The sequence below is a fragment of the Caballeronia sp. SEWSISQ10-4 2 genome (genome assembly GCF_030464885.1).
Taxonomy (GTDB): domain Bacteria; phylum Pseudomonadota; class Gammaproteobacteria; order Burkholderiales; family Burkholderiaceae; genus Caballeronia.
In genome coordinates, this window is the sequence record NZ_JALPRJ010000032.1 from 1 (window position 1) to 21,542 (window position 21,542).

At 58.9% G+C, this 21,542-nt stretch carries 15 protein-coding genes and 4 pseudogenes; 7 read left to right on the plus strand and 12 right to left on the minus strand.

Annotation, left to right across the window (positions count from 1 at the left end):
- Positions 1-275: pseudogene (locus M0D69_RS21745) on the minus strand (helix-turn-helix domain-containing protein); the annotation flags it as partial.
- A gap of 147 nt (positions 276-422) precedes the next feature.
- Between M0D69_RS21745 and M0D69_RS21750 the strand changes: the two are divergent.
- A complete protein-coding gene (locus tag M0D69_RS21750; protein ID WP_301783976.1) occupies positions 423-869 on the plus strand; it encodes a DUF29 domain-containing protein in 447 nt (148 codons plus the stop codon).
- A 565-nt stretch (positions 870-1,434) separates the two neighbouring features.
- Here M0D69_RS21750 and M0D69_RS21755 read toward each other — a convergent pair.
- From M0D69_RS21755 to M0D69_RS21765, 3 genes and pseudogenes are all read right to left on the minus strand, one after another.
- Positions 1,435-2,479, minus strand: a pseudogene (locus M0D69_RS21755) (YhcG family protein).
- Positions 2,480-3,268: 789 nt separating this feature from the next.
- Positions 3,269-4,477 carry a LacI family DNA-binding transcriptional regulator gene (locus tag M0D69_RS21760; protein WP_367619744.1) on the minus strand — a complete coding sequence of 403 codons (1,209 nt, stop codon included), beginning with the start codon at positions 4,475-4,477 and terminating at the stop codon, positions 3,269-3,271.
- Positions 4,359-5,774: an alpha-glucosidase/alpha-galactosidase gene (locus M0D69_RS21765; RefSeq protein ID WP_301783978.1), complete on the minus strand. Its 1,416-nt coding sequence runs from the start codon at positions 5,772-5,774 to the stop codon at positions 4,359-4,361. Before M0D69_RS21765 ends, M0D69_RS21760 begins: the two co-directional genes overlap by 119 nt.
- Before the next feature lie 267 nt (positions 5,775-6,041).
- Between M0D69_RS21765 and M0D69_RS21770 the strand changes: the two genes are divergently transcribed.
- From M0D69_RS21770 to M0D69_RS21790, 5 genes are all read left to right on the plus strand, one after another.
- Positions 6,042-7,013: a carbohydrate ABC transporter permease gene (locus tag M0D69_RS21770; protein WP_301783979.1), complete on the plus strand. Its 972-nt coding sequence runs from the start codon at positions 6,042-6,044 to the stop codon at positions 7,011-7,013.
- A gap of 19 nt (positions 7,014-7,032) precedes the next feature.
- The gene (locus M0D69_RS21775) at positions 7,033-7,953 is read left to right on the plus strand and encodes a carbohydrate ABC transporter permease (protein ID WP_301783980.1); all 921 of its coding nucleotides are present in this window, start codon (positions 7,033-7,035) and stop codon (positions 7,951-7,953) included.
- A 73-nt stretch (positions 7,954-8,026) separates the two neighbouring features.
- Positions 8,027-9,343 (plus strand): sugar ABC transporter substrate-binding protein, encoded by a 1,317-nt coding sequence (locus tag M0D69_RS21780; RefSeq protein ID WP_301783981.1) that lies wholly within the window; start codon positions 8,027-8,029, stop codon positions 9,341-9,343.
- Positions 9,344-9,351: 8 nt separating this feature from the next.
- Positions 9,352-10,503, plus strand: a complete 1,152-nt coding sequence (locus tag M0D69_RS21785; RefSeq protein WP_301783982.1) for an ABC transporter ATP-binding protein — start codon at positions 9,352-9,354, stop codon at positions 10,501-10,503.
- 170 nt (positions 10,504-10,673) lie between these two features.
- Positions 10,674-11,696 (plus strand): hypothetical protein, encoded by a 1,023-nt coding sequence (locus M0D69_RS21790; RefSeq protein ID WP_301783983.1) that lies wholly within the window; start codon positions 10,674-10,676, stop codon positions 11,694-11,696.
- Between the two features lie 51 nt (positions 11,697-11,747).
- On the opposite strand, the gene M0D69_RS21795 is transcribed toward M0D69_RS21790, so the two are convergent.
- The 5 genes from M0D69_RS21795 to M0D69_RS21815 form a co-directional block, all read right to left on the minus strand.
- A complete protein-coding gene (locus tag M0D69_RS21795) occupies positions 11,748-12,548 on the minus strand; it encodes a Fic family protein (RefSeq protein ID WP_301783984.1) in 801 nt (266 codons plus the stop codon).
- A 56-nt stretch (positions 12,549-12,604) separates the two neighbouring features.
- Complete coding sequence (locus M0D69_RS21800; protein ID WP_301783985.1) at positions 12,605-12,829, minus strand: transcriptional regulator; 225 nt, start codon at positions 12,827-12,829, stop codon at positions 12,605-12,607.
- A complete protein-coding gene (locus tag M0D69_RS21805) occupies positions 12,829-13,233 on the minus strand; it encodes a hypothetical protein (RefSeq protein ID WP_301783986.1) in 405 nt (134 codons plus the stop codon). The genes M0D69_RS21800 and M0D69_RS21805 overlap by 1 nt, the downstream gene beginning before the upstream one ends.
- A gap of 727 nt (positions 13,234-13,960) precedes the next feature.
- Entirely contained in the window at positions 13,961-14,566 is a 606-nt protein-coding gene (locus M0D69_RS21810) for an RES family NAD+ phosphorylase (RefSeq protein ID WP_301783987.1), read from the minus strand.
- Positions 14,563-15,228: a hypothetical protein gene (locus M0D69_RS21815; protein WP_301783988.1), complete on the minus strand. Its 666-nt coding sequence runs from the start codon at positions 15,226-15,228 to the stop codon at positions 14,563-14,565. The genes M0D69_RS21810 and M0D69_RS21815 overlap by 4 nt, the downstream gene beginning before the upstream one ends.
- Before the next feature lie 553 nt (positions 15,229-15,781).
- Between M0D69_RS21815 and M0D69_RS21820 the strand changes: the two are divergent.
- Positions 15,782-16,519, plus strand: a pseudogene (locus M0D69_RS21820) (IS630 family transposase).
- Between the two features lie 148 nt (positions 16,520-16,667).
- Here the strand turns inward: M0D69_RS21820 and M0D69_RS21825 are convergent.
- The 3 genes and pseudogenes from M0D69_RS21825 to M0D69_RS21835 form a co-directional block, all read right to left on the minus strand.
- Complete coding sequence (locus M0D69_RS21825; protein WP_301783989.1) at positions 16,668-17,354, minus strand: DUF6880 family protein; 687 nt, start codon at positions 17,352-17,354, stop codon at positions 16,668-16,670.
- A 116-nt stretch (positions 17,355-17,470) separates the two neighbouring features.
- Positions 17,471-20,869: a DEAD/DEAH box helicase gene (locus tag M0D69_RS21830; RefSeq protein ID WP_301784049.1), complete on the minus strand. Its 3,399-nt coding sequence runs from the start codon at positions 20,867-20,869 to the stop codon at positions 17,471-17,473.
- Between the two features lie 142 nt (positions 20,870-21,011).
- Positions 21,012-21,485: pseudogene (locus M0D69_RS21835) on the minus strand (tyrosine-type recombinase/integrase); the annotation flags it as partial.
- Positions 21,486-21,542 lie beyond the last annotated feature (57 nt).

A 21,542-nucleotide genomic window follows, 5' to 3' on the forward strand; every position in this document is an offset into this window, starting at 1 on the left:
GGCGATCTTCGGCTTGCGCCCGGGTCGTGTCTCATCGCGCTCGATCCCCGTCACACCGTCAGCTATAAAGCGAGCGCGCCAGCGCGCCAGCGTGCTACCGTGCCTCGCCAGATAGCAAGGTCCGCACCGATCTCTTTGTCTGTCTTGCCCTGCGCTGCGAGCAAAATCATCTTGGCGCGCTCAGCCAGTCGAACCGGAATCGTCCGGCCAGTAGCCCACGTCTTTAACTGTTTGCGCTGTGCTTCGCTTAGCTCAATTTTCACCGCGATTCTCATGAGTTCTCCCTCCGTAAAAAAGGAGACTCGCAGATCGCGATTAAGTTGCATTATTTGTGACGCACCACACTAGATGGCGACCGTGATCACCAACAGAGCGGGTGCTATACTTTTTTCGTGTGCCAATAGCTTGAATGGGGTGATCTGATGGCTGCGACTCATGACGCGCTTTATGAGCGGGATTTTTATGCCTGGGCGAACGAGCAAGCGGCGTTGTTGCGCGAAGGGCGGTTGGCCGATGCCGATCTTGGTCATATTGCAGAGGAAATCGAGAGCATGGGGCGCAGTGAAAAGCGTGAGCTGGTGAATCGCCTGACGGTTCTGTTGACGCATCTGCTGAAATGGCAGTTTCAATCTGCGTTTCGGGGGCGTAGCTGGCAACTGACGGTGATTGAGCAGCGGCGTAAGGTTGCGGCTCATTTGGATGACAATCCGAGTTTGACGTCGGTGCTGCCTGCTGCGTTTGCGACGGCTTATGGCTATGCGCAGATTGAGGCTGAGCGGGAAACGGGCTTGCCTGAGAGTACGTTTTCGGATGTGTGTCCGTATACGATCGAACAGACGTTGGATGAACGCTTTTGGCCGGGCACGTGAAGCTGCGGCGCTGCCAACATGAAACCCGCTGCTGGCGGGTTTTTTTACGCTCGTGGAAGGCTGGCGCATTCGCATTGATCACGTATGCGTGTGCGTTTGCTGCGGGTCCACGTCGGAGGTCCTCGACCGGTTCGTCCAGGTCGCGTGTGACGCCCATTTCGTCGAGCTTCAGTTCGTGTTCAAGGGTTTGCAAACGTAGGACGGCTACGGCCCATGTTGGAATGATGCGTGCGCCGTTGAGCCATTCGGTGATGGTCCGTTTGCTGCGCTGTAGAAGTCGGCAAAGGATCGGCAGCGATATGCCGTGCGCGTAGTAGGAATTCGGCGACTGGTGAGGCGTTGTGACGGGTGAGGATTTTCCGTGTGGCGGGTGTCATGATGGGCTCGACTGACAGCGGAAAAAAAGACCGGATGGGTGTCCGGTCCTGTATTTGCGGCTGCATTCAACGAGCGCTTAACTTTGAATTATCTGGATGCAGAAAAGTTGATAATTTATCTTATGTCAAATAAAGATCGGGGGAGTCTGTAATGTTCGCGTATTCGCGCACCTGCTAGCGCGCCTGTATTAAATGTCGGGCAAATCTGGCCGAAGCTCTGCTTCGATCTGGTCGATCGACGGCAGCGTTGTTTCCAGTGATTCGGGCACCTGTCGAAGCAATTGATACTCGGCCACGCCCATTGGCTTGGCGACGCCTCGCAGCGCATATTCCGCGACCAGCCGATTCTTTTCCTTGCACAGGAGCAAGCCGATCGTAGGTTGATCATCCGGCGCTTTCACCTGCGCATCGATCGCAGAAAGGTAGAAGTTAAGCTGGCCCGCATACTCTGGACGGAATGGGGTCGTTTTCAGTTCAACGACCACGTAGCAGCGCAGCTTCAGATGGTAGAACAGGAGATCAATGAAAAATTCGTCACCTCCGACGTCCAGCCGGTATTGCCACCCGACAAACGCGAATCCCGCTCCCAACTCAAGAAGGAACCGGGTGATGTGACGGGTGAGCGCCCGCTCGATATCACGCCTCCTGTGCATCTTCAGTGAGGCCGAGAAAGTCGAAAATGTACGGTTCCTTCAGCGCATCTCGAGCGAGATCGGACTGTTGCGGAGGTAAAGTTTCCCTGAAATTCGTCACGGCACCGCCGGCTCGCGTATAGGCCCCTGTCTCGATCTGCATCGTCAGCACCTGCCGCGACCAGCCGTGCTCAAGCGTCTTGCCGGCATACCAACTCCGTTGCTCCGGATCCTTGATCTTGTCCAGCAAGGTACAGAGATGGAACCAGGGCAATTGTGCAGCAGGCTGCTGCACAAATTCTGCGTCTGGCCAGGCCTGCGCCAGCGAGCGCATATATTTCAGGTTCCGCGGAGAAAAACCTCGCATGTCGGGAAACGCTGCTTTCAAGTCCCGGGCGAGCCGGTCAACTACTCCGGCACCCCACCCCTGTCGCTGCTGACGATCCAAGATTTCCCGGCCAATCTGCCAGTACAGCGTCACGAGTTCGCGGTTCACGCTGGTGATTGCGCGAAGTCGGGTTCGCTCGACCCTCTGTTTAAGTTCAGCGAGCCAGCGTCTGTAGTCGTCGTCCCACGAATCGTTGGGCAGGTTATCGGTCATGCAGGCCGAACGCGCGAAGTGGCCGAAAAGTATGTGCGCAACGCGCCCCGCCAGATTGATACTCCCTTCCGTCGACGTCTCGAAGCTGCGCTGCATTGGAGTCCGAGCGAAGATTGACAGAGCGCCTAAGCGCCTGTTCGGCGCGTGTCAAACAGGTCATTGGGAATGACAGCAAACGGAGCGCGCAAACGGCGGCGTTGGTCGAATTGTGAGCGTAGCTCGTCCGTCAGGTCTCAGAGTGAAGCAGCCGATTCAGTGGCAGGTATCCCAAATCGCTGAGCGACGAGTTGTGGTCGACCTCTTCCCCACAGGCGGTCGGCCGTACCCGACCCACAGTCGCCGGTCGCGCTGTCGGTGCTTTAGCGGCAGCTATTAGAGTGCTCCGGCCATCCAAACGGGCCCTCAAGAACAGCAGGCCCGTTCACGTGCTGGTACGGGAGAGGAGCCTCAACCTTGCCCAGGCGCGTGACCGCGGTTATTGTACTGACTACCCTCCCCGATATCGACCTTCAGACTTCCAATAACGGGCCGTTATTCCAAATGACGCGTACTGAACGCGTACTCTGCGAATTTCCAACAAAAGACATTGGACCAAAATGAATCGTCGTCTGGGCGCTGGCAGCGATGCGTCCGATCCCGCAGGATCAGCACGAGCGCATGCATTTTGTCGCGGAGCATCGTCAAACGTTGGACTTGGCGACCAGAATAATTAACCCCGAGTTCCGCCCATTTTGTCACCGACTTGGTACCCAGCAAGCCGACTCGATACGATGATGCCGGCTGACCTCGTCAAAGCGTGCCCGGACTTAGGGTGCTCCCAGTATTCGCTCCGCACGAATCCCGAATGACCAGTTGCGCAACACGCTCGACGTGAGAGCCATGGGTAGCCGACTCCCCCTGCATCTGCGCGAGCAGCACATGCATTGCGTCCCGTCCGTGCCCCACGGGGTCGGAGCGCATCGTGCTCAACGCCGGGGTCGCAAAAGCAGCTAGCGGAATGTCGTCGTAGCCCATCAACGCGACGTCCTGCGGAATCCGGATGCCGGCCTCGTTCAGCGCCTTGATCGCACCGAACGCAATCGTGTCGTTGCCTGCAAAGAGCGCAGTGAATTTCACCCCTCGTTCGATCAGCCGTTGCGTTGCGAGGTAGCCGCTCATCGCATCGATGTCGGCATACTCGACCCAGGTGGGGTCCACGTCGATGCCTCTAACCTGAAGCGCTTCGCGCCAGCCCTGCTCCCGCTCACTGACAGCGCGATATTCACGCGGGGCGAAGTTCACGTACGCAATCCGCTCATGCCCAAGATTCAGCAGATGGTCAGTCGCGATGCGGGCCGATTGCGTCGTGTCGTTGCCCATCGTGTGAATGTTTTTGACCTCCATCGCGCCGCGGCTAAACACCACCATAGGAATACCCGCATCGTGAAGCCGCTGCAGATGTTCGTGCTCGGTGGTGCGCAGGTTGACGACGATGAGTCCATCAATGCTGCGGCTGCGAACCAGATTGACGAAACCTCCAGGCTCCCGGCCCTCGTCTTCCGTTGACTCGATGAGCAACTTCAATCCGTGCCTGTGGCACTCTTCATTGATGCTTGCCACCAGTTGTGCAAGAAATGAATCGACATACAGGTGTGATGCCTTGGGAATCACCAACGCCACGGTTCCCGTCGTGCCGCTCGCCAGCATGCGCGCGGCCGCGTTCGGCTCGTAGCCCAACTCGCGTGCTGCCTGCAGAACGCGTTCGCGAGTCGCCGCGCTGATGCCCTGATCCATGACGTTATTCAGGACGAAGGACACAGCTGTACGTGACACGCCGGCGCGGCGCGCCACCTGAGCGCTTGTGGGACGTTTTTTGGTGATCGATGGCATCGCAGTGGTGTTAGAGATGCAAATACTGCGGCAAATACGCAGCGTGCGCCTGCAACAATTCGTCGACCATTGCACGGATCTGCTCAAGATCGAGCGTGGCAGCGGTGTGCGGATCAAGCATGGCTGCATGATACACATGCTCCCGGTTCTCCTTCAACACGGCCTCAACGACGAGTTCCTGCACATTGACATTGGTACGCATGAGGGCGGCCAGTTGAACCGGCAGCGCTCCGACGCGCGTTGGCTGCACACCGTTTGCGTCGACCAGGCAGGGCACCTCGACAGCGCAGCCTTGCGGCAGATTGTCGATCAGATGATGGTTCAGCACGTTGCCATAGATCACGCTGGGCTTGCCGGTCACCATCGAATGGATGATGGTGCTGCCGAATTCCACCGAGCGCTCGATCGTGTCGAGCCCTTCGAGCAGACGCGCGGCATGCGCCAGTTCGCGTGGCATGACGTGAATGTCCGCCGCTGCCAGTTCAGCCTCGAGCGCGTGAACATCCTGCGAACCGGGATGCTCCAGTTCTCGTTCGATGTACGGCCATGCGTGCTCGAACACCTGGCAACGGCTGGGATATTCATCAAGCGGAATGTTGAACTTCTCCAGCAGTTCTTCACGGCCGTTTTTGATAAACCAGGGTACGTACTCGCTGAAGTGCTCGCTCGATTCAGTCGGGAAGTATCCAAGTTGACGCAGCATTTCATAACGCACGCGGTTCCATGCGGGCATGCGACCTTCGCGCTGGATCTCCCTGAGCTTCGGCATGAGGTCTACCCCTTCACGCTCGAACTTCAGGTAGAAGGCCATATGGTTGATGCCGGCACAACGGAAATCAATCTCGCCAACCGGAATACCGAGGTCGTGAGCCAGCTCCTGGGCGGTATGCTGCACGCTGTGGCACAGGCCGATCGTCGGAATCCGCGTGGATGCAAGATTGAGCGCCCATGTGATCATCGCCATGGGATTGACGTAGTTCAGATGGATCGCACCCTCGGCACACACTTCCTCCATGTCGCGCAGCATGTCCAGCTGAACGGGGATCGTACGCAAGCCGCGCATGATCCCGCCGATCCCGAGCGTATCGCCGATGGTCTGTTGCAGTCCGAATTTTTTTGGAATCTCGAAGTCCGTGACGGTCGCCGGGCGGTAACCGCCCACCTGAATCGTGCTGATCACGAAACGTGCGCCCTCAAGCGCGCTGCGGCGATCGATCGAGGCCGTAATCACAGGTTTCGCACCGAGCCCCGTCGCAATCCTCCGCGCGACCTTTTCCGCCAGCCGGAGACGATGTTCGTCAATGTCGTGCAGCGCGATCTCGCAGTTCGACAACTCCGGATATGACAGGATGTCTCCCAGCAGGTTGCGGGTGAATACGATGCTGCCGGCGCCAATCAGCGCGATCTTGAGGCGACGTGAATGCATAGAAACTCTCGAGAGGAAAGGGTTTAGAAAACCAGCCAATGCGCCGGACGGCAGACACGAACGCCACCCATGTTTCGTTGGCATTCTAGGACGAAAAAGCCAAAAACTAAAGCGCGTTAGTTAGGGGTTTCCACGCATTGTTACGGCCCTGCGAAAACGAGCACAGTAGCGGCTCTAACACGAGTTAGCCGGTTCTTGTAAATTGACTCGCCTAACCGGCACGCCAAATCGGGTCGGCGCAGCGTCCTGACCCTGAGGAGACATACGATGGATCACCTGTCACCCGGTTTGGCCGGACAGGTCACGAAAACGGCGCCGGCGTCAGCGGCGGCGGCGGGCACGCCGGCAAAATCGTGGGCACTCGGACGCAACCGCCGCGCTGAGACGCTCACCGCCTGGGCGCTGGTCCTGCCCGCACTGACCGGTTTTATTGTTTTCTACGGATGGCCCACGCTGCGGGCTATCGAGATCAGCTTCACGGACTGGAATCTGCTGCGCCCACCGCGATTCGTCGGGCTCGGCAATTACGCCGCCATGATCCAGGACGGCCAGTTCTGGCAAGGTATGAAGCTGTCCGCTTACTACGTTATGCTGAACATTCCTCTCCAGACAGCACTGGGCCTCTTTCTCGCCGTCGCAATGGACAGGCTGTCACGCTCGTTATTCATCAAGTCGGTGGTCCTGCTGCCCTACCTGCTTTCAAATGTACTCGTCGCGATGATGTGGCTATGGATGCTCGACCCCCTGCTCGGCTGGATCAATTCCCTGCTTGGCACCGTCGGCATCGAACGTCAGCCGTTTTTCGGCGGCGTCGATCAGGCGCTCATCACCGTGGCGGCAGTCAACATCTGGCGATATACCGGTCTTGTTGCCATGCTTTTCCTCGCCGGCCTGCAGAACATCCCTCGTCAACTGTATGAGGCTGCCTCCCTCGAAGGCGCCAGCGAATGGCAGATGTTCTGGCGCGTGACGCTGCCGCTGCTCCGTCCTGTGATGGTGTTTGTGCTTGTCACGAGTGTGACGGGTTCCTTCCAGATATTCGACACCATTGCAGTCACGACCAAGGGCGGTCCACTCGATTCGACCCGGGTGCTCGTCTACTACATCGTCCAGAACGCATTCAGCTACTACAAGATGGGCTATGCCTCGGCCATGTCGATGGCTTTGTGCGTGCTGATGTTGCTATACACCGTCGTCCAGATGCGCCTGATGCGGGCATCTGAAAACGATCTGGCGTGAACCTGCGGAGAGCCTTGCGATGAATGAGACTTTAGTGGCCCAGCTTGCGCCCCGGCGGGCGCGCCGGCGATTACCAACGGGACGGATGCTCGCGTGGGCGGCTCTCGCTGTCATGCTGGCCATCACGTTGACGCCGCTCTGGATAGCACTGAAAACGGCTCTCACCCACTCGGACGATCTCTATACGCAGTCAACCCAGTTGCTTACCGCCAACCCGACGCTCGTCAATTTCAAGCGCGTGCTTGGCCTGCTGAGTACGGACGAGAGTCAGGCCGCCGGCGGTTCAGGCGCCGACATCAATTTTCTTCGTGCACTCGGCAACTCGATGCTTTTTACGTCGATCGTTGTTGTGACCCAGATCAGTTGCAGCGCGATGGCTGCGTACGCGTTCGCGCGCCTGCGATTTCCCGGCCGCAAGGTCCTGTTCGGACTGTTTGTCGGCTCCATGATGGTGCCGAGCGTAGTCACGTTTATCCCGAACTTCATCCTGATGAAAGAGCTTGGCTGGCTTAACAGCATGATCGGTCTGGTCGCACCGTTCTGCCTGATGCAAGGATTCTCCGTGTTTTTCCTCCGGCAGTTTTTCCTGTCGATTCCCCGGGATCTTGAAGAAGCCGCTTTGCTCGATGGTGCGTCGCATTTTTATATCTTCGTGCGCGTCATTCTTCCGCTTAGCCTGACGCCGATCATCACGATCGCCATGCTGACCGGCATCAACATGTGGAACGAATTCTTCTGGCCATACCTCGTGGGTAACGATGAACTGCATCGGGTGATTCCGGTCGCGCTGCAGGCCTTCAAGTCTCAGACGCCGCAAGGGCAACCCGACTGGACCGGCCTGATGGCGGCCACCACCATTTCGATTCTTCCAACCATCGTCCTGCTACTCGCATTTGGCAGACGCGTCGTTGAATCGGTGCAGTTCAGCGGCGGCAAGTAGCGGACATAACGGACCGCCTCGGGACAGCCTCGTTTAGCCGAACTACCCTGGAAGTTAAAAAAGGAGACATTTCATGTTGAAAACAAAATGGGCATTCGCATGTGCCGTCACCGCCGCGCTCACGTTTGCCGCGAGCAGTGCGAGCGCCGCGGATGTGAGCTATGCGCTGTGGGATGCGAACCAGTTGCCCGCTTACCGGCAATGCGCTGCCGATTTTCACAAGAAGAACCCGGACATCAACATCAAGATTACGCAGACAGGTTGGGCTGACTACTGGTCAACGCTTTCGACCGGTTTTGTATCCGGCACCGCACCCGATGTCTTTACGGATCATCTGAGCAAATACACGGAATTCGCCAAGAGCGACCAGATTGCCGACCTCACGCCCTATATCCAGCGCGACAAGTTCGACACCGGCGTGTTCGAGCCAAATCTGTACGACATCTGGGGCCGCGACGGCAAGCAGTACGGCATGCCGAAGGACTGGGACACGATCGCGATGATCGTGAATCTGGACGCGGCCAAGAAGGCGGGCGTCACGCTGGCCGACCTGCGGTCCATGACCTGGAACCCGCGCGATGGCGGGAGTTTCGAGCAGGTCATGAAGAAGCTGACCGTCGACACTCATGGCGCGAACGCGTTCGATCCGAAGTTCGACAAGCAGAAGGTCGCCATGTACGGCTATCAGAACGCGAGCAATGGCGACATGACCGGTCAAACCCAGTGGAGCTTCTTCGCGGTCTCAGACGGATTCAGGTTTCAGGACAAACCGTGGGCGCAGAAGTATTACTACGATGACCCGAAGCTCGCCGCGACCCTCACCTGGCTGGCTGGCCTGCCGCGCCACGGTGTGTCCGGCAGTTACGCGGACGCGAAGACGCTCGGTGTGGACGCCATGTTTGTCGCGCGCCGCGTCGCGGTCGTAACGGAGGGTTCGTGGATGATCAACTATTTCAGACAAAATGCCCACTTTGACACCGCATGGGTGCCACTTCCTGTTGGTCCGAGCGGTACCCGCGCGACGATGTTCAATGGCTTGGGCGACTCGATCTGGGCCGGCTCGAAGGTCAAGGAACAGGCGTGGAAATGGGTCAAATACCTCGGCTCGGCGGACTGTCAGGGTGTAGTGGCCGCCCAAGGCGTCGTGTTCCCATCCATCAAGGGAATGGCGCAAAAAGCGGTGGAAGTACAGAAAGCCAAGGGCATAGATTCATCCGCATTCCTGACGATGTCGAAGGCCAAGACCTTCCTTCCGCCAATTGGCGACAACGCCGCGCAGGTCAACCAGGTGATCACCGACGCAGTGGAATCCGTCCTGATCGGCAAGTCAGACGCTCCCTCCGCCATGAAGGCCGCTAACGCGACGGCGAACCAGCTGGTTAAGAACTGAGGCCCATCATGGCAAGCATCGAATTGCAATCGGTTGTCAAAGCATATGGTGAGCAGCCAGCAGTGATTCGCAACGTCGACCTGTCGGTCCTGGAGGGTGAGTTCTGCGTCTTCGTGGGACCGTCCGGGTGCGGAAAGTCGACCCTGTTGCGCATGATTGCGGGTCTTGAAGACATCAGCGCGGGCAATCTGCTGATTGATTCCGTGCGGATGAACGACACCCCGCCGTCGCGACGCGGAGTGGCGATGGTCTTCCAGAGCTACGCCCTCTTTCCCCACCTCAGTGTCTACGAAAACATGGCGTTCGGTATGACACTGGCGCGAGTCGACAAGGCCGCGATCCGTGAAAAAGTGACGGCTGCCGCTCGCGTGCTGCAACTCGAGCACCTGCTCGATCGCAAGCCGAAACAGCTCTCAGGCGGGCAGCGCCAGCGCGTCGCCATCGGGCGCGCGATCGTGCGCGAGCCGGGCGTGTTCCTCTTCGACGAGCCGCTATCCAATCTGGACGCCGCGCTGCGGGTGCAGACCCGTTTCGAGATCGCCAAGATCCATCGCGACTTCGGGCGCGCCAGCACGATCTACGTCACGCACGATCAGGTGGAGGCAATGACGCTCGCCGACCGCATCCTGTTGCTTAACAGTGGCGAAGCGGTCGCACGGGACGGCAGCGTCGCGCAATGCGGCTCGCCACTGGAGCTCTATCACTACCCCAGCAACCTCTTCGTGGCCGGGTTCATCGGCTCGCCGAAGATGAATTTCCTGCCGGCCGTTGTCGTGGAGGGGCATGCCGGCCGCGCCCGGGTCAGATTAACAACAGGAGAGCTGATCGATGTGCTGGTTGACGCAAGCGCCTTGAAACCTGGGGTACCTGTGACCGTCGGGCTGCGCCCGGAGCACGCGGAGCCCGGCACTGCGTCACAGCATATCGTGCGCGAAGTGCAGTGGCAGGAACGGCTTGGAGAATCCACTTACCTGTACCTGGATAGCGGCGTGGTCAACCAGCCTCTCGTGGTGAAGGCGCCGGGTCATACCCACGCCACGCCGGGGCAGCGCATTGCGCTGACGCTGCCGGCCGCTGCATTGCACCTGTTCGACAACGAGGCGCGGGCGCTAAAGCGATGCGCTCCCAGCGCCGATCTGGTACTGCCGCGTGCAGCCTGAACGCGGAACCGACGTCTTGTGCGTAATCCGCCGAAGCTATACATGCGTTTCGCGGGCGTGGTTCAAAACTCGTGTCTTTGCGTTACACAGACATTTTTTCGCATGCGAAAAATCCATCGCCCATTACGATCTTGTCCAACTCATGGCAAGACTGCTCAACGAGAGATTGGGTGGCAAGGGGGCGAAAGTCGGCCGTCGGCACATATGCGTCATTCGCCTTTCCCGTCATCGAAATTCAGGGCAGGTTTCCGGCAAAGGACGAGTGGCGATTTCCGTTCGGAAGCGATCCTGGGCGCTCAGGTATAGTGTTGTTTACAATGACAAACACACGGCTTTCACGGGCACTTTGCAAGATCGTCGGCGACGTTATCCAGTCTACAGGCGGCCATTCAACGCTTGATGCCCTCTTCATATCTTCTGGCGCTCCTGGAGAGCCGCCTGCACTCTCGCATGCCGGAAAGTGGAAGGAATGGCTTTTCCGATCTGGGCAAGACGCCAGCGTCGATAGCCTCCAAGTTTTGGGAAATGTGCTCGAAGAATATATGGACACTGTTCCCGCGAGCCCGGACGATCTTGCATGGAAAGAGAATAAGGCTCGCATTGAAGCGGCCTTAGCAGAAGATGGACTCCGTTACTACCGGCATGGAAGGGTGCTCCCAGTAGGCCGCGTAGCTGAGAGTGAAGACATCAGTCAAGTCTCTGCTCGTCTTGTTCCCGCAAAGCCCAACAACGTAGACGAAGTTGTTCAGGTCGTGATTCAGGGTCTGCGTCGGGCCATGCACCCGCTCACATATCGGCGAAAAGGAGCAGAGCAGATGCATTTCGCCAATGAATACGATGTGCAAGATCTGCTCCACGCCTTGCTTCGGCCCTGGGTACAAGACGTGAGGCCTGAAGAGTACACCCCAAGCTACGCGGGCAAGAGTACCCGCATGGACTTCTACCTGCCCGCTCACGAGTTGGTCATCGAGACCAAGTGCGTCCGAGACAGGCAGCACGCGAAGGGAGTCGGGGACGAACTGCTCTTAGACATTGTCCACTATGCAACGCACCCAGGATGCAAGAAGCTGTGGTGTGTCGTGTACGACCCTGAGCACTCTCTAACCAATCCCGAAGCACTTAAGGATCTAGAAGGGGAGCACAAAAAAAATGACCGAGGCATAGCTGTCCGAGTGTTCGTTGTACACAAGTGAGATGGCCCGGGGAAACAACAAGCTACAGGCCACGCAATGGCTTTTCCTCCGTTACATCCGAAAACCCGGTGATGGTGGTGCCGTATCCGGTGCAGGGGCATGGCGCAGCCCGAGCACGTCGAGATACGTGTCGAGCGAGCGCTGCACCGACTCCGCGACTAGCCGCGTGATGTCGCCGTAGTCGCCACTGACGCAGGCATTGTCGAGTGCGTCGTAATAGGCAAGCCGATCCTCTTTGCGGATGATCGCGGGCGGGTAGCCCTCTTTCATCAACTCGAAATTCAGCAGCAACCGGCCCGTTCGGCCGTTCCCATCGACGAAGGGATGGATCTTCACGAACCGCGTGTGCAACTCTGCCGCGCGCTCGACCGGGTGCATCGTAGCGGCCTGACCGTACCAGTCGATCAGCGCCTCCATCTCGGCGGGCAAATGCAGAAAGTCCGACGGGGTCGTGCTCGCACCTGCGATCACAACATTCTCGCGGCGGTACCGACCCGCTTCGCCATCGTTGACGCCCTTCAACACGAGTCCGTGAATGTTGCGGATCTGCCATTCCGACAGCGCCTCGGCCTTCGAGACGATGTCCTCGACATAGAGAATCGCGTCGCGGTGGTTCGTCGCCTCAAAGTGCTCGCGAAGGGACTTTCCGCCGACCGTAATGCCTTCGAGCACCACCTTCGTCTCCCGCAGCGTCAGCGTGTTTCCTTCGATGGCGTTCGAGTGATACGTCCACTCCAGCGTCAACTTCTCCCGCAGCGAGGCGACCGTATTCGGAGGCAGCGGGCGCGCAGCGTCGAGCGTCGCCTTGTCGGCATCGATCATGTTCATCAGTTCGGCAGTCTGAGTCGACATTTGCTTCTCGGCAGAGATTCATTGAAGCTCACAATATACCCCCCACTGGGGGTATATCAAGACCTATTTACATCCCAGTCCAAAATCTCGCGGATGTATGCCCAAACCACATCGGGCATGTTCCGAAAGTCGGCCGTATTAGCTGGCGCAAGCCATTTATCGAGCGTCTTCTCGGGCACGCTGATTCGCTTGGCGAAGCCTGCCCGCGTCAACTTCAGCCGCTGCATCGCGTCTCGCAGAAATTCCTGCTGCGAGACCGCCACCGGTTTTTTCGCAGCCATTAGGTTACCCCGCTAACGCCGGAGGCCACGAGTTGAAGCATTTTGGCCGAGTAATCAAATTTCTCGCCACCTGCGACCCACGTGTCTATGGGAGGCCACACGCCAGTCACAAAGTAGTATGCGAGTTTGCGCGGATCGCACCGTTGGTCGCTCGCGAACTTGACCAGTTCCCAGTAGCGCGTGCTTTCGTAGGGTGTACCAACATTGTCAGTTCGGCGACAGCGCCACACTGCGTCCTCTCCGGCATTACCCGCGTCGCAGTCAATACGGTACGTGAACGAGCCTTTCGCTGGATCGTATGCAATGCGCTCTTTGATCTCCGCGAGGGGGCGAATGTTGCGCCGGTCCTTGACCCCTTTGATCTTCGCCGTCGCAGTTACGGTGAACAGTTTCGCTCGCTTCATATTGTAATTAATCTTGTGGAAGTGCTGCGATTCTACGTCGGGCGGCTCATGCCGACCCGTAGCGGTCTGTGGTCCGGACTGCGACGCGCGGCCGCTTACAGTCAATGAACGGACATCCCTGGCTCCGCTATGATGGTCACGAATGACATTTCTAACCGTCCATGAAAGCTATAGGCCTCCTTCAGCGGCATATAGCGACAAGCTTGACGGAGCCTAGGCCAATTTTGTTCGCGCCTGTACCGCGCGCCGATCGGTCTGCCTCATCTCACCACTTTAAAAATCACGACCGCACGGGCGTGAAGCCGTCGAGACTCCAGTCCTCGCTGCCTGACTTGGGCGTCCTACGACTTGGTTTCCGACACACCAAGGAAGATAACGTTCCGACGCCGAGGCGTTTGAAGAGCGTCCGTTGTTTGCCATCTGTCGTCAGACCCGCACTTTACCCCTTCCCTCTGCAATGCGATAACGCAATCACGGACGCGTGTGTCACGCGTAAAATCATTCGAAATTGATTTTCCCTGTCCGGCACTTCCGCATCTGGAGGCAGCGACACCAGGTCGTCGGCGGCCCACTGAAGCGGCCGCTGCGCAGTGAGCGCTTTTCCAGCACGAACATCGTCAGTGGTCACTTCCCCTTCGTATTTTACAAACCCCAGTCGCTGATCTCAGCACTGGGGTTTTGTCAATCCGGAACAACATCGTCACGCAAGAGTCCTGCAGACCGAAGCTCAGTACGGCAGCACGTTGAACTCGCGCAGCACCCTCAGCGAGCCCGGGCAGTCCTGAAATTCTTTGTACGGGGACTTGGCGGTCAGCTTGCCAAGCGCCCGGTCGAACAACACTACGGCTTCCTCGGTGTTCAGGTGCCTCGACATGTAGACGAATCCGTCCACTGTCGCCGGGTGCTCGTGAATCGCCAGTGACCACTGCTGCGGCAGTTCATAGGGCACGATGGACGACAGGGACCCCTCCCCGCCCAGTCGCTTCAAGTGCTTGCCTGTCAGCACGGCTAGCTTCAGCTTATCGCCCTTGAATCGAATAACCCACCGGTCCAGTTCCGTGTACGGAATCTTGAACCTGCCGCCGTCAGACGTGCGGTCATGAAGCACCGTCTCAGCAAAACCGCAGGCGAGCGTGAACCCGAAATAACAGGTGCCGTACCGGTCGGCCGGCGGCAAATGACCGCGAGGGTCATCGAACCGATTCAGTCCAGATTTTCCAAAATACGGCTCGCCGCTGTTGCGGCGGGAAATGCGAACAAGCTTCGCCGCGTCGACTTCGATGACGGGCAAAACGAGCTCGGAGAAGGCAACATCCGGATATTTCAGGCTCAACGCGAGGCCTCCTCGGTGAACGCCGACGCGACCCTGTTCACTTCTTCTATCCTGCCCTTGCGGAGCGCCTCCAGGGGACTGATGTCCCCGAGCGAGCCTTTCGCCGTTGTGAAGAAGTCCCACTTGGTCCAGCCGGGCAGCTCACCGAGAATGCGCGAGACATTCTCTAGCGTGGCGCGGCCGACCTTTCCGTCCGCGAAGAACGCCGGAAAGTAGCTCTGGCCTTCAACATCGACCGTGAAGAGCCGGCGCGCGCGCGAGGCGGCGCTCACCGCCTGACGGGTCAAGCTGAGGGCTGCCTGCAGGTTTGCCGACGAAAGCAGCTGCCGCTTGATGAGGCTGCGCCTGAATTCGCGCGATGCGATGTCGAAGTCATCCTGCTTCACCGTCTCCGGCGCAGCGTCGTCCGCTTCCTGCGGCAACTCGAGGACCACCGGCTCAGTCAAACGCCCAGCCACCGGGCTGTCCGTTTGTTCAATCATGCGTCTGAATGAGCGAGCTTTCTGCTTGATGAGGCGTCCGACCTCAGCATCAGGCATCTCGAAGATGACCTCGAGGTGTTCCGCGTACGAGAGAGCGCCGGCCGCGTTGCCTAGCGCCCGGTCAACGGAATCGCCAGCGGCGTCCCTGGTGACACGCTTCAGTGCCGTTGCTGTGGTCATTTCAGGCCTCCTCCTTCGGAATTCCCATACCCGAAAGCATTGCACAAATTCCCTCGATTGTCAAATAAGACAAACATGACAAACGATAGCGTTTGTCAACCCCATTCCCAAAAATGGGGCAAAGGGCTGGTCTGTCGCCGGCATGAACAAGCGCCCCTCAAGGAGGGGCGCGATTCAAATCACGTCTGCGTTACAAGCATCAGGCAGCAGCTTCCCCTTCGGGAAAAGCGGACCCACGACGTCGTACTCGACGAACGGCGGATACTCCCAGTCGAACCCAATCGGGTCACGCGCTACCGGTACGCGGTACTTGCAGCCTTCGTGACAGCGTCCGCAGCTCAGCCACCACTCGTGATGAACTGTTCCCCGTCCTCGCAGGGAATCGGCTGGCCGTCTGCGTCGAGGGTCTAAGTAAGAGGATTTTTCATGGCGGGGAATTATTGCGCCGGACATTTGCAACGTGCAAGGCAATTATTGATATTTCCGTAAAACATGACAACCAATCGTAGTCCTGTGCGTTATATCTTCAACGCACTGTCTAGAGGTATGGGGCATGGTCAAGGGAAGATCGGACGAGGCGACAAGGAAGCGATTGCGTGCAGGGCGACTGCTGCTCAGGGGGAAAAAGCCTGCCGAAGTCGCGCTCGTTGTGGGCGTGGCCCGGCAAACCGTGTACACATGGAAGACCTTGCTCGATGAAGGCGGAATCGATGCGCTGCGCTCGGTGCCGTCGAGAGGCCGTCCGGCCAGACTGGACGAGTCCCAGCTGGAAGGCTTGCGCCGAGCCATTCTAGACGAGTCCGGCATCAGCGAGCGCCCCACGCGCGTGCGCACCTGGGCGCTCAAGGGTCAGACGCCCGTCATCTAGTTTCACTTCAACTGGAATCACGTCTCGGTGATTGCCGGACTCACGCACACCAACTGTTTGTTCAGGCTTCACGAAGGCAGCATCCGCAAGGAAGAGATCGTCGAATTTCTCAAAGCACTCAGGGCCCATCTCAAGCAACCTCTGCTGGTGATCTGGGATGGTTTGAAGGCACATCGAAGCCGCCCGGTGCGCGACTATCTCGATGGGCTGAACGGGCACATTCAGATTGCTTTTCTTCCCCCGTATGCCCCCGACCTCAATCCCGTCGAATATCTGTGGGCGTGGCTCAAGCGACACGCACTGGCCAACTACTGTCCCAACGATCTGAGCGAGTTGCACGCCACCGCACGCAACAAACTCAAGAGCGCTCAAAAACGACCCTCGATCATTGCGGCATGCTGGATGCAGGCAACGCTCTGGTGACGTCATAAATTATGGAAATTTCAATAGTCACAGGGATTCAGCGCATGGTGGCTATTTTTGCCCATCCCCCGAAAAGAGAAAATCTTCCTCAAACCTTTATCTGGTTTGACTTTCAGAGGCTCACCCCAGCACTAAAATAGTCGGCCGGTTACGTTCCGCGTCGGATCGACAGTCCCTGCATGGTGTCTTGCAGCAGTTGCAATTTGAGGTTGCGACTGCCGCTCGTGCCGTCTTTCGCTCCCGGCTGTTTGTCCAAAGATTGCTGCAACAGCACCTTCAATTGGGAGAGGTAGGCAGCCGCCCATGGCTCAGCTTCAGCAGTAGCCCGAACCAGTGCGTTGTATTGTCCGTACTCGTTGGAAGCGACGGCCGCGAGGACTTCCTCGGCAAAGACTGTAGGCTCGGTACCAGCGTGAGCGGTCACCTTAATCAGGTCGGCACAAGCTTCGTCGAAAACGCAACTGACATCCCATCCTTCTTCGGCAGTGCGTTCGAATACGGTTTCGGCTAACTTGAAGAACCTCCACATCATGTCAGGCGCATGATCCGGGGCTGCGAGAGCGACATGCGTCACAATGACTGCTCGTATCGCATCCAGTTCCCAAGCCACTTCACGGATCTGCTCTGCGTCGAGAAACGACGTTTGCCGACTGAATTCATCGATCCATTCACGAGTGGCAGTGACGACGTTTCCGCCTTTCTGCACGCACAGTTCGAAATCCAATCGACGCTGCATACATGGAAGCATCGTGGCAGCCTCGGCTAACATTGCCGCGAGGCGTTCCGGGCTGATCGCCGCTAGGGCCGCAAGATCAATCTTGCCTTCGTGGTTCACTGTGTCAATTCCGTGTTTGAAAGATCGGCCACTGGGCAGGGCAACGTCGGGACAGACTTGCCTATCTACGATTTCGTGCAAATTTGATTTCGGAGAACGTCAAAAAATGCTCCATCCTACGTTCCGGTCCTGGTGGCTGGCCTCGGTTTCGCTGCCGGTGAAACGGGCGTCGCGAAGGGAATCGGCGCGAACAGTGCTTCGAGATCATCATCCGAGAACTTGACAGCGCCGGCGGCGTCTTCGGACAGGATGCTGTCGGCGAGCTGGGCCTTTTTCTCCTGCAGTGCGACAATTTTTTCCTCGATGCTACCGGCGGCGATCAGCTTGTAGACGAACACCGGTTTGTCCTGACCGAGACGGTGTGCGCGGTCGGTGGCCTGGTTTTCGGCCGCGGGATTCCACCACGGATCGTAGTGAATCACGGTGTCAGCGGCCGTCAGGTTCAGGCCAACCCCACCGGCCTTCAGGCTGATCAGGAAGAGTGGCACTTCGCCCTGCTGGAAGCGCTGCACGGGCGTCACGCGATCGGTGGTGTCGCCGGTGAGGATGACGTATGGGATGGCGGCCTTCTCGAGGGCGGCGCAGATCAGTGCCAGCATGCCGGTGAACTGCGAGAACAGCAGCACACGCCGGCCTTCGTCGATCAGTTCCGGCAGCATCGCGAGCAGTAGATCCAGCTTGGCCGATTCCTTGACGCTGGAGGCTCTTTGCAGCTTGACGAGGCGTGGATCGCAGCAAACCTGGCGCAGCTTGAGTAGCGCCTCGAGCACGATGATGTGACTGCGGGCAAGCCCTTTGGCAGTGACGGCGGCTCGAACCTTTTCGTGCATCGCCGCGCGTACGGTTTCATACAGATCGCGCTGCGCGCCTTCGAGGTCAACGGTGCGCACGATGATGGTCTTGGGCGGCAGTTCTGTGGCGACCTCATCCTTGCGCCGGCGCAGCATGAAGGGGCGAATGCGCCGCGCGAGTAGATTGCTGCGCACGGTGTCGCCGTTTTTCTCGATCGGGGTACGCCAGCGCTTCGTGAAATCTTTCTGGCTACCGAGGAATCCAGGGAGGAGAAAATCGAACTGCGACCACAATTCACCGAGGTGATTTTCAAGCGGGGTGCCTGTCAGACACAGGCGGTGCCGCGCCCGCAGTTCGCGGATGGTCGCCGCCGCTTTGGTGGTGGCGTTCTTGACGTACTGGGCCTCGTCGAGGATCAGCAGGTGATAGTCGTGCTCGGCGAGGATGGCCTGATCGCGCCACAGCAGCGCATAGGTCGTCAGGATGAGATCGTGTTCTCCAATCTGATCGAAACGATCCTTACGCTGGGGCCCATTCAAATCCAGCACCTTCAGATCCGGCGTAAAGCGACGGGCTTCCTCGCGCCAATTGTGGACCAGGGTAGTGGGCACAACAATCAGCGCGGGCCGGTCAAGACGACCGGCCTCCTTCTCTGCGAGCACGTGTGCCAGCGTCTGCACGGTCTTGCCGAGGCCCATGTCGTCGGCGAGTACACCCGCTAAATTCTGTTCCCGCAGGAATTGCATCCAGCTCAGGCCTTGATGCTGATAGGCCCGTAGTTCAGCACGCAGGCCTCTTGGCACCGGTGCCTCGGTTAAGCCAGGTCCCGCTTGCAGGCGTTGCGCCAGTTGGCGGATCGACGCATCGCCTTGGAACTGCCAGTGGCCCGTATCGCTCAATGCTTCTAGGCGAGCCGCGTCGAGTTCCGAGATGCGCAGGGAGCCGTCGCCGACAGTGTCGAACAGGTCGACCAGCACCCGCACGACGGGCTTGAGCCGGTCCGCACGCAGGCGCAGCCGTTCGCCCTGATCGGTTTTGAGTTCAATCGCTTCGTCATCGGCAATGCTGTCGAGTTCGCCCGACAGCCAGCGCCGGTCACGCCGGAACAACTCAGCCAGCAGCGGCTCCAGGCGCACCGTGCGATCGCCCACCGTGATGCCCATTTCCAGATCGAACCAACCATCGCCGGCATGACGTACCATCCCGTCAATGTCAACGATCTCGATAACATTGAAACGAAACGCCGCTCCCATGGTGACCCGCCAGCCGTTGCTGCGCAGCACGGGCAGAGACTCATTCACGAAGACGGGCCATGCCGCGGGCTCCGGCAACCCGAGCATTGCCTCAGCAAAGGGCTGCGGCCCGTAGCCGGGGGAGACCTTCTGTAGTCCGGTCTTGCGCAGTTCGAGCAAGCGCTGTTTTTCAGCATGGGGGCGGCGTTTGACCTGGGTCACGTCGCCATTTGGCGCCACGAATAGCGATTTGCTGTTATCCGCATTGACGCTCACGCCGTCGTAGTCAAAGCTGAGCGTTGCGAAATCGAACGCATGCGCCCGAGGGTCATATTTGCGGGGGTCGCGACTGCTAAAGCCCGACGAATACAAAGGCCGCGTATCGAGTGACAGAACCGGTACAGGCTCGGTATCGATCACGCGAATCGCTGACGTATCGTGCGCCGGCGGCAACGGCAGATCCGGTGCGCTCTCGCGCAGCACCGCAGCCACGAGTGGGGCTTCGGCCAGAGAGATCGGCGGCATCGACAGATAATCCCGCAGCGCTCCCAACGACATGGACAATTGCACGATGCCCGCTTCACCGGTCTGTGTGTCGACATACCACGCGGGTTCCGTCGCGATGACCATGGTGGCGTTCGGCTCGGTGCGTATCATCGGCCGCACGCGCTCGTCGGCCTGCGTCTGCCACGCGATCTGGCCCGGCCGTTCAATCCCCTGGACGAGTGCAGGACCCGTTGCCGATAAATCCAGCTGCATATACGAAGTTTGCGCCGCCTTTTGCTCAATAAAGAAGCGCCCGCTCGCCACCAGCTTCGACAGGACGTCGGCACCGTTTGTGCCCTGCAGCGCAAAGGCCCCGTAATCTTCACGGGATCGTCCTAGCCATAATCCGCGCAGCAGTATTAGATCGTCGGCGGTGACAAATTTGGGCGGTTTGATGAGGGCGGCTTCGACGTTGTTCCATGACTCGGCGCGCGTGCCGAGCGTACCGTCCTTGCTTAAGCCCGCCTTGTAGATCTGAACCTCGTGACGCTGACGATAGTCCACCCAGACCAGCACGTAGGCCAGCGCCTGCGTGGGCCTGGCTGCGGCCTTCTTCGCGCTGGGCACCGCCGCTGCACGCTGCGCGCGGAAGGTCTCCAGCCAGCTCACGAGTTCGGGACGCACGCTGGGTGTCGCCACGCGTGTCGCATCGGGTGTGGGGCCGGGCATATTTTCGAGCCCCGCGAGCAGTAGCGCCGCCGCATGTTTGCACTCGAAGCCGACGGGACACGTGCATTCGCTTTCGATCCAGAGGCCTTCTTCCGACTCGTAGAAATGCACCTCCGTCTCATAGGGGTGCCAGGCCGAACCTTTCACCTTGCCGCTGAGCCTGTGGTCCCGCCAGCGCAAACCCGACACGGCGCGGACGTACTCACGCCCCTTGGCGACCGTGTGGGAGCCTAACCAGTTCGTAATCTGCGCGCGATCATAAAAAACTGACGACATCGAGGAAAACCCATCCATGCAAGTTCAAGCCGGTGATGACAGCAACGCAGGTGTGCAGAGGAAAAGTCGAGGTTCCGCTCACCACATTGGCTGCTTGCCTGCGTTTGTCTCCAGCATCCATTGCCGGTGATGGATGCGTATTTTACGCGAGCGCCTTCGGCTGACGGGACGGCTCGCCCGGATGTTCACTGCTACGTGTCGTTTGTGTATGTCGCTGGTCGTCTTCGGCCTGCAGATAGATGCCGGTGGTCTCGATCGACGCGTGCCGCAGATTTTTCTGGATGAAGCGCAGGTCCGTACCGGCGTCGGCCTGATGGGAGGCGGCGCTGTGGCGAAGCCAGTGGATCGATGCGCGACGTAGCGTAGCGATGCCGGCCGGGTTGGTGGTTTCGAGCGCGTCAGCGGCGCGGCGGAACACTTCCCTGACGATCAGGTAGATCGCCGCGGGTGTCGGATGCCGCGCAGTGTCGCCGGCGATGCTCATCACGGCGGGACCGGTCTCGCTTGCGCACGGCACGGGCGGCAGGTCGTGAAAGGCACGATAGCGCGCAAAGTCCGCCATCAACGTGTCGCTCACCGGCACCTCGCCCTCGGCGCCGCCCTTGCCGATGACGTGCGAGAGCGCGCCATTCCGGGGGCTGGCGTCACCTCCGATTTTCGACTGACAGTTGGC

Coding starts and splice junctions, on each gene's coding strand:
- M0D69_RS21750 (WP_301783976.1), top strand. CDS start 423: ATGGCTGCGACTCATGACGCGCTTTATGAGCGGGATTTTTATGCCTGG.
- M0D69_RS21760 (WP_367619744.1), bottom strand. CDS start 4,477: ATGCAGCCATGCTTGATCCGCACACCGCTGCCACGCTCGATCTTGAGC.
- M0D69_RS21765 (WP_301783978.1), bottom strand. CDS start 5,774: ATGCATTCACGTCGCCTCAAGATCGCGCTGATTGGCGCCGGCAGCATC.
- M0D69_RS21770 (WP_301783979.1), top strand. CDS start 6,042: ATGGATCACCTGTCACCCGGTTTGGCCGGACAGGTCACGAAAACGGCG.
- M0D69_RS21775 (WP_301783980.1), top strand. CDS start 7,033: ATGAATGAGACTTTAGTGGCCCAGCTTGCGCCCCGGCGGGCGCGCCGG.
- M0D69_RS21780 (WP_301783981.1), top strand. CDS start 8,027: ATGTTGAAAACAAAATGGGCATTCGCATGTGCCGTCACCGCCGCGCTC.
- M0D69_RS21785 (WP_301783982.1), top strand. CDS start 9,352: ATGGCAAGCATCGAATTGCAATCGGTTGTCAAAGCATATGGTGAGCAG.
- M0D69_RS21795 (WP_301783984.1), bottom strand. CDS start 12,548: ATGTCGACTCAGACTGCCGAACTGATGAACATGATCGATGCCGACAAG.
- M0D69_RS21800 (WP_301783985.1), bottom strand. CDS start 12,829: ATGGCTGCGAAAAAACCGGTGGCGGTCTCGCAGCAGGAATTTCTGCGA.
- M0D69_RS21805 (WP_301783986.1), bottom strand. CDS start 13,233: ATGAAGCGAGCGAAACTGTTCACCGTAACTGCGACGGCGAAGATCAAA.
- M0D69_RS21815 (WP_301783988.1), bottom strand. CDS start 15,228: ATGACCACAGCAACGGCACTGAAGCGTGTCACCAGGGACGCCGCTGGC.
- M0D69_RS21830 (WP_301784049.1), bottom strand. CDS start 20,869: ATGTCGTCAGTTTTTTATGATCGCGCGCAGATTACGAACTGGTTAGGC.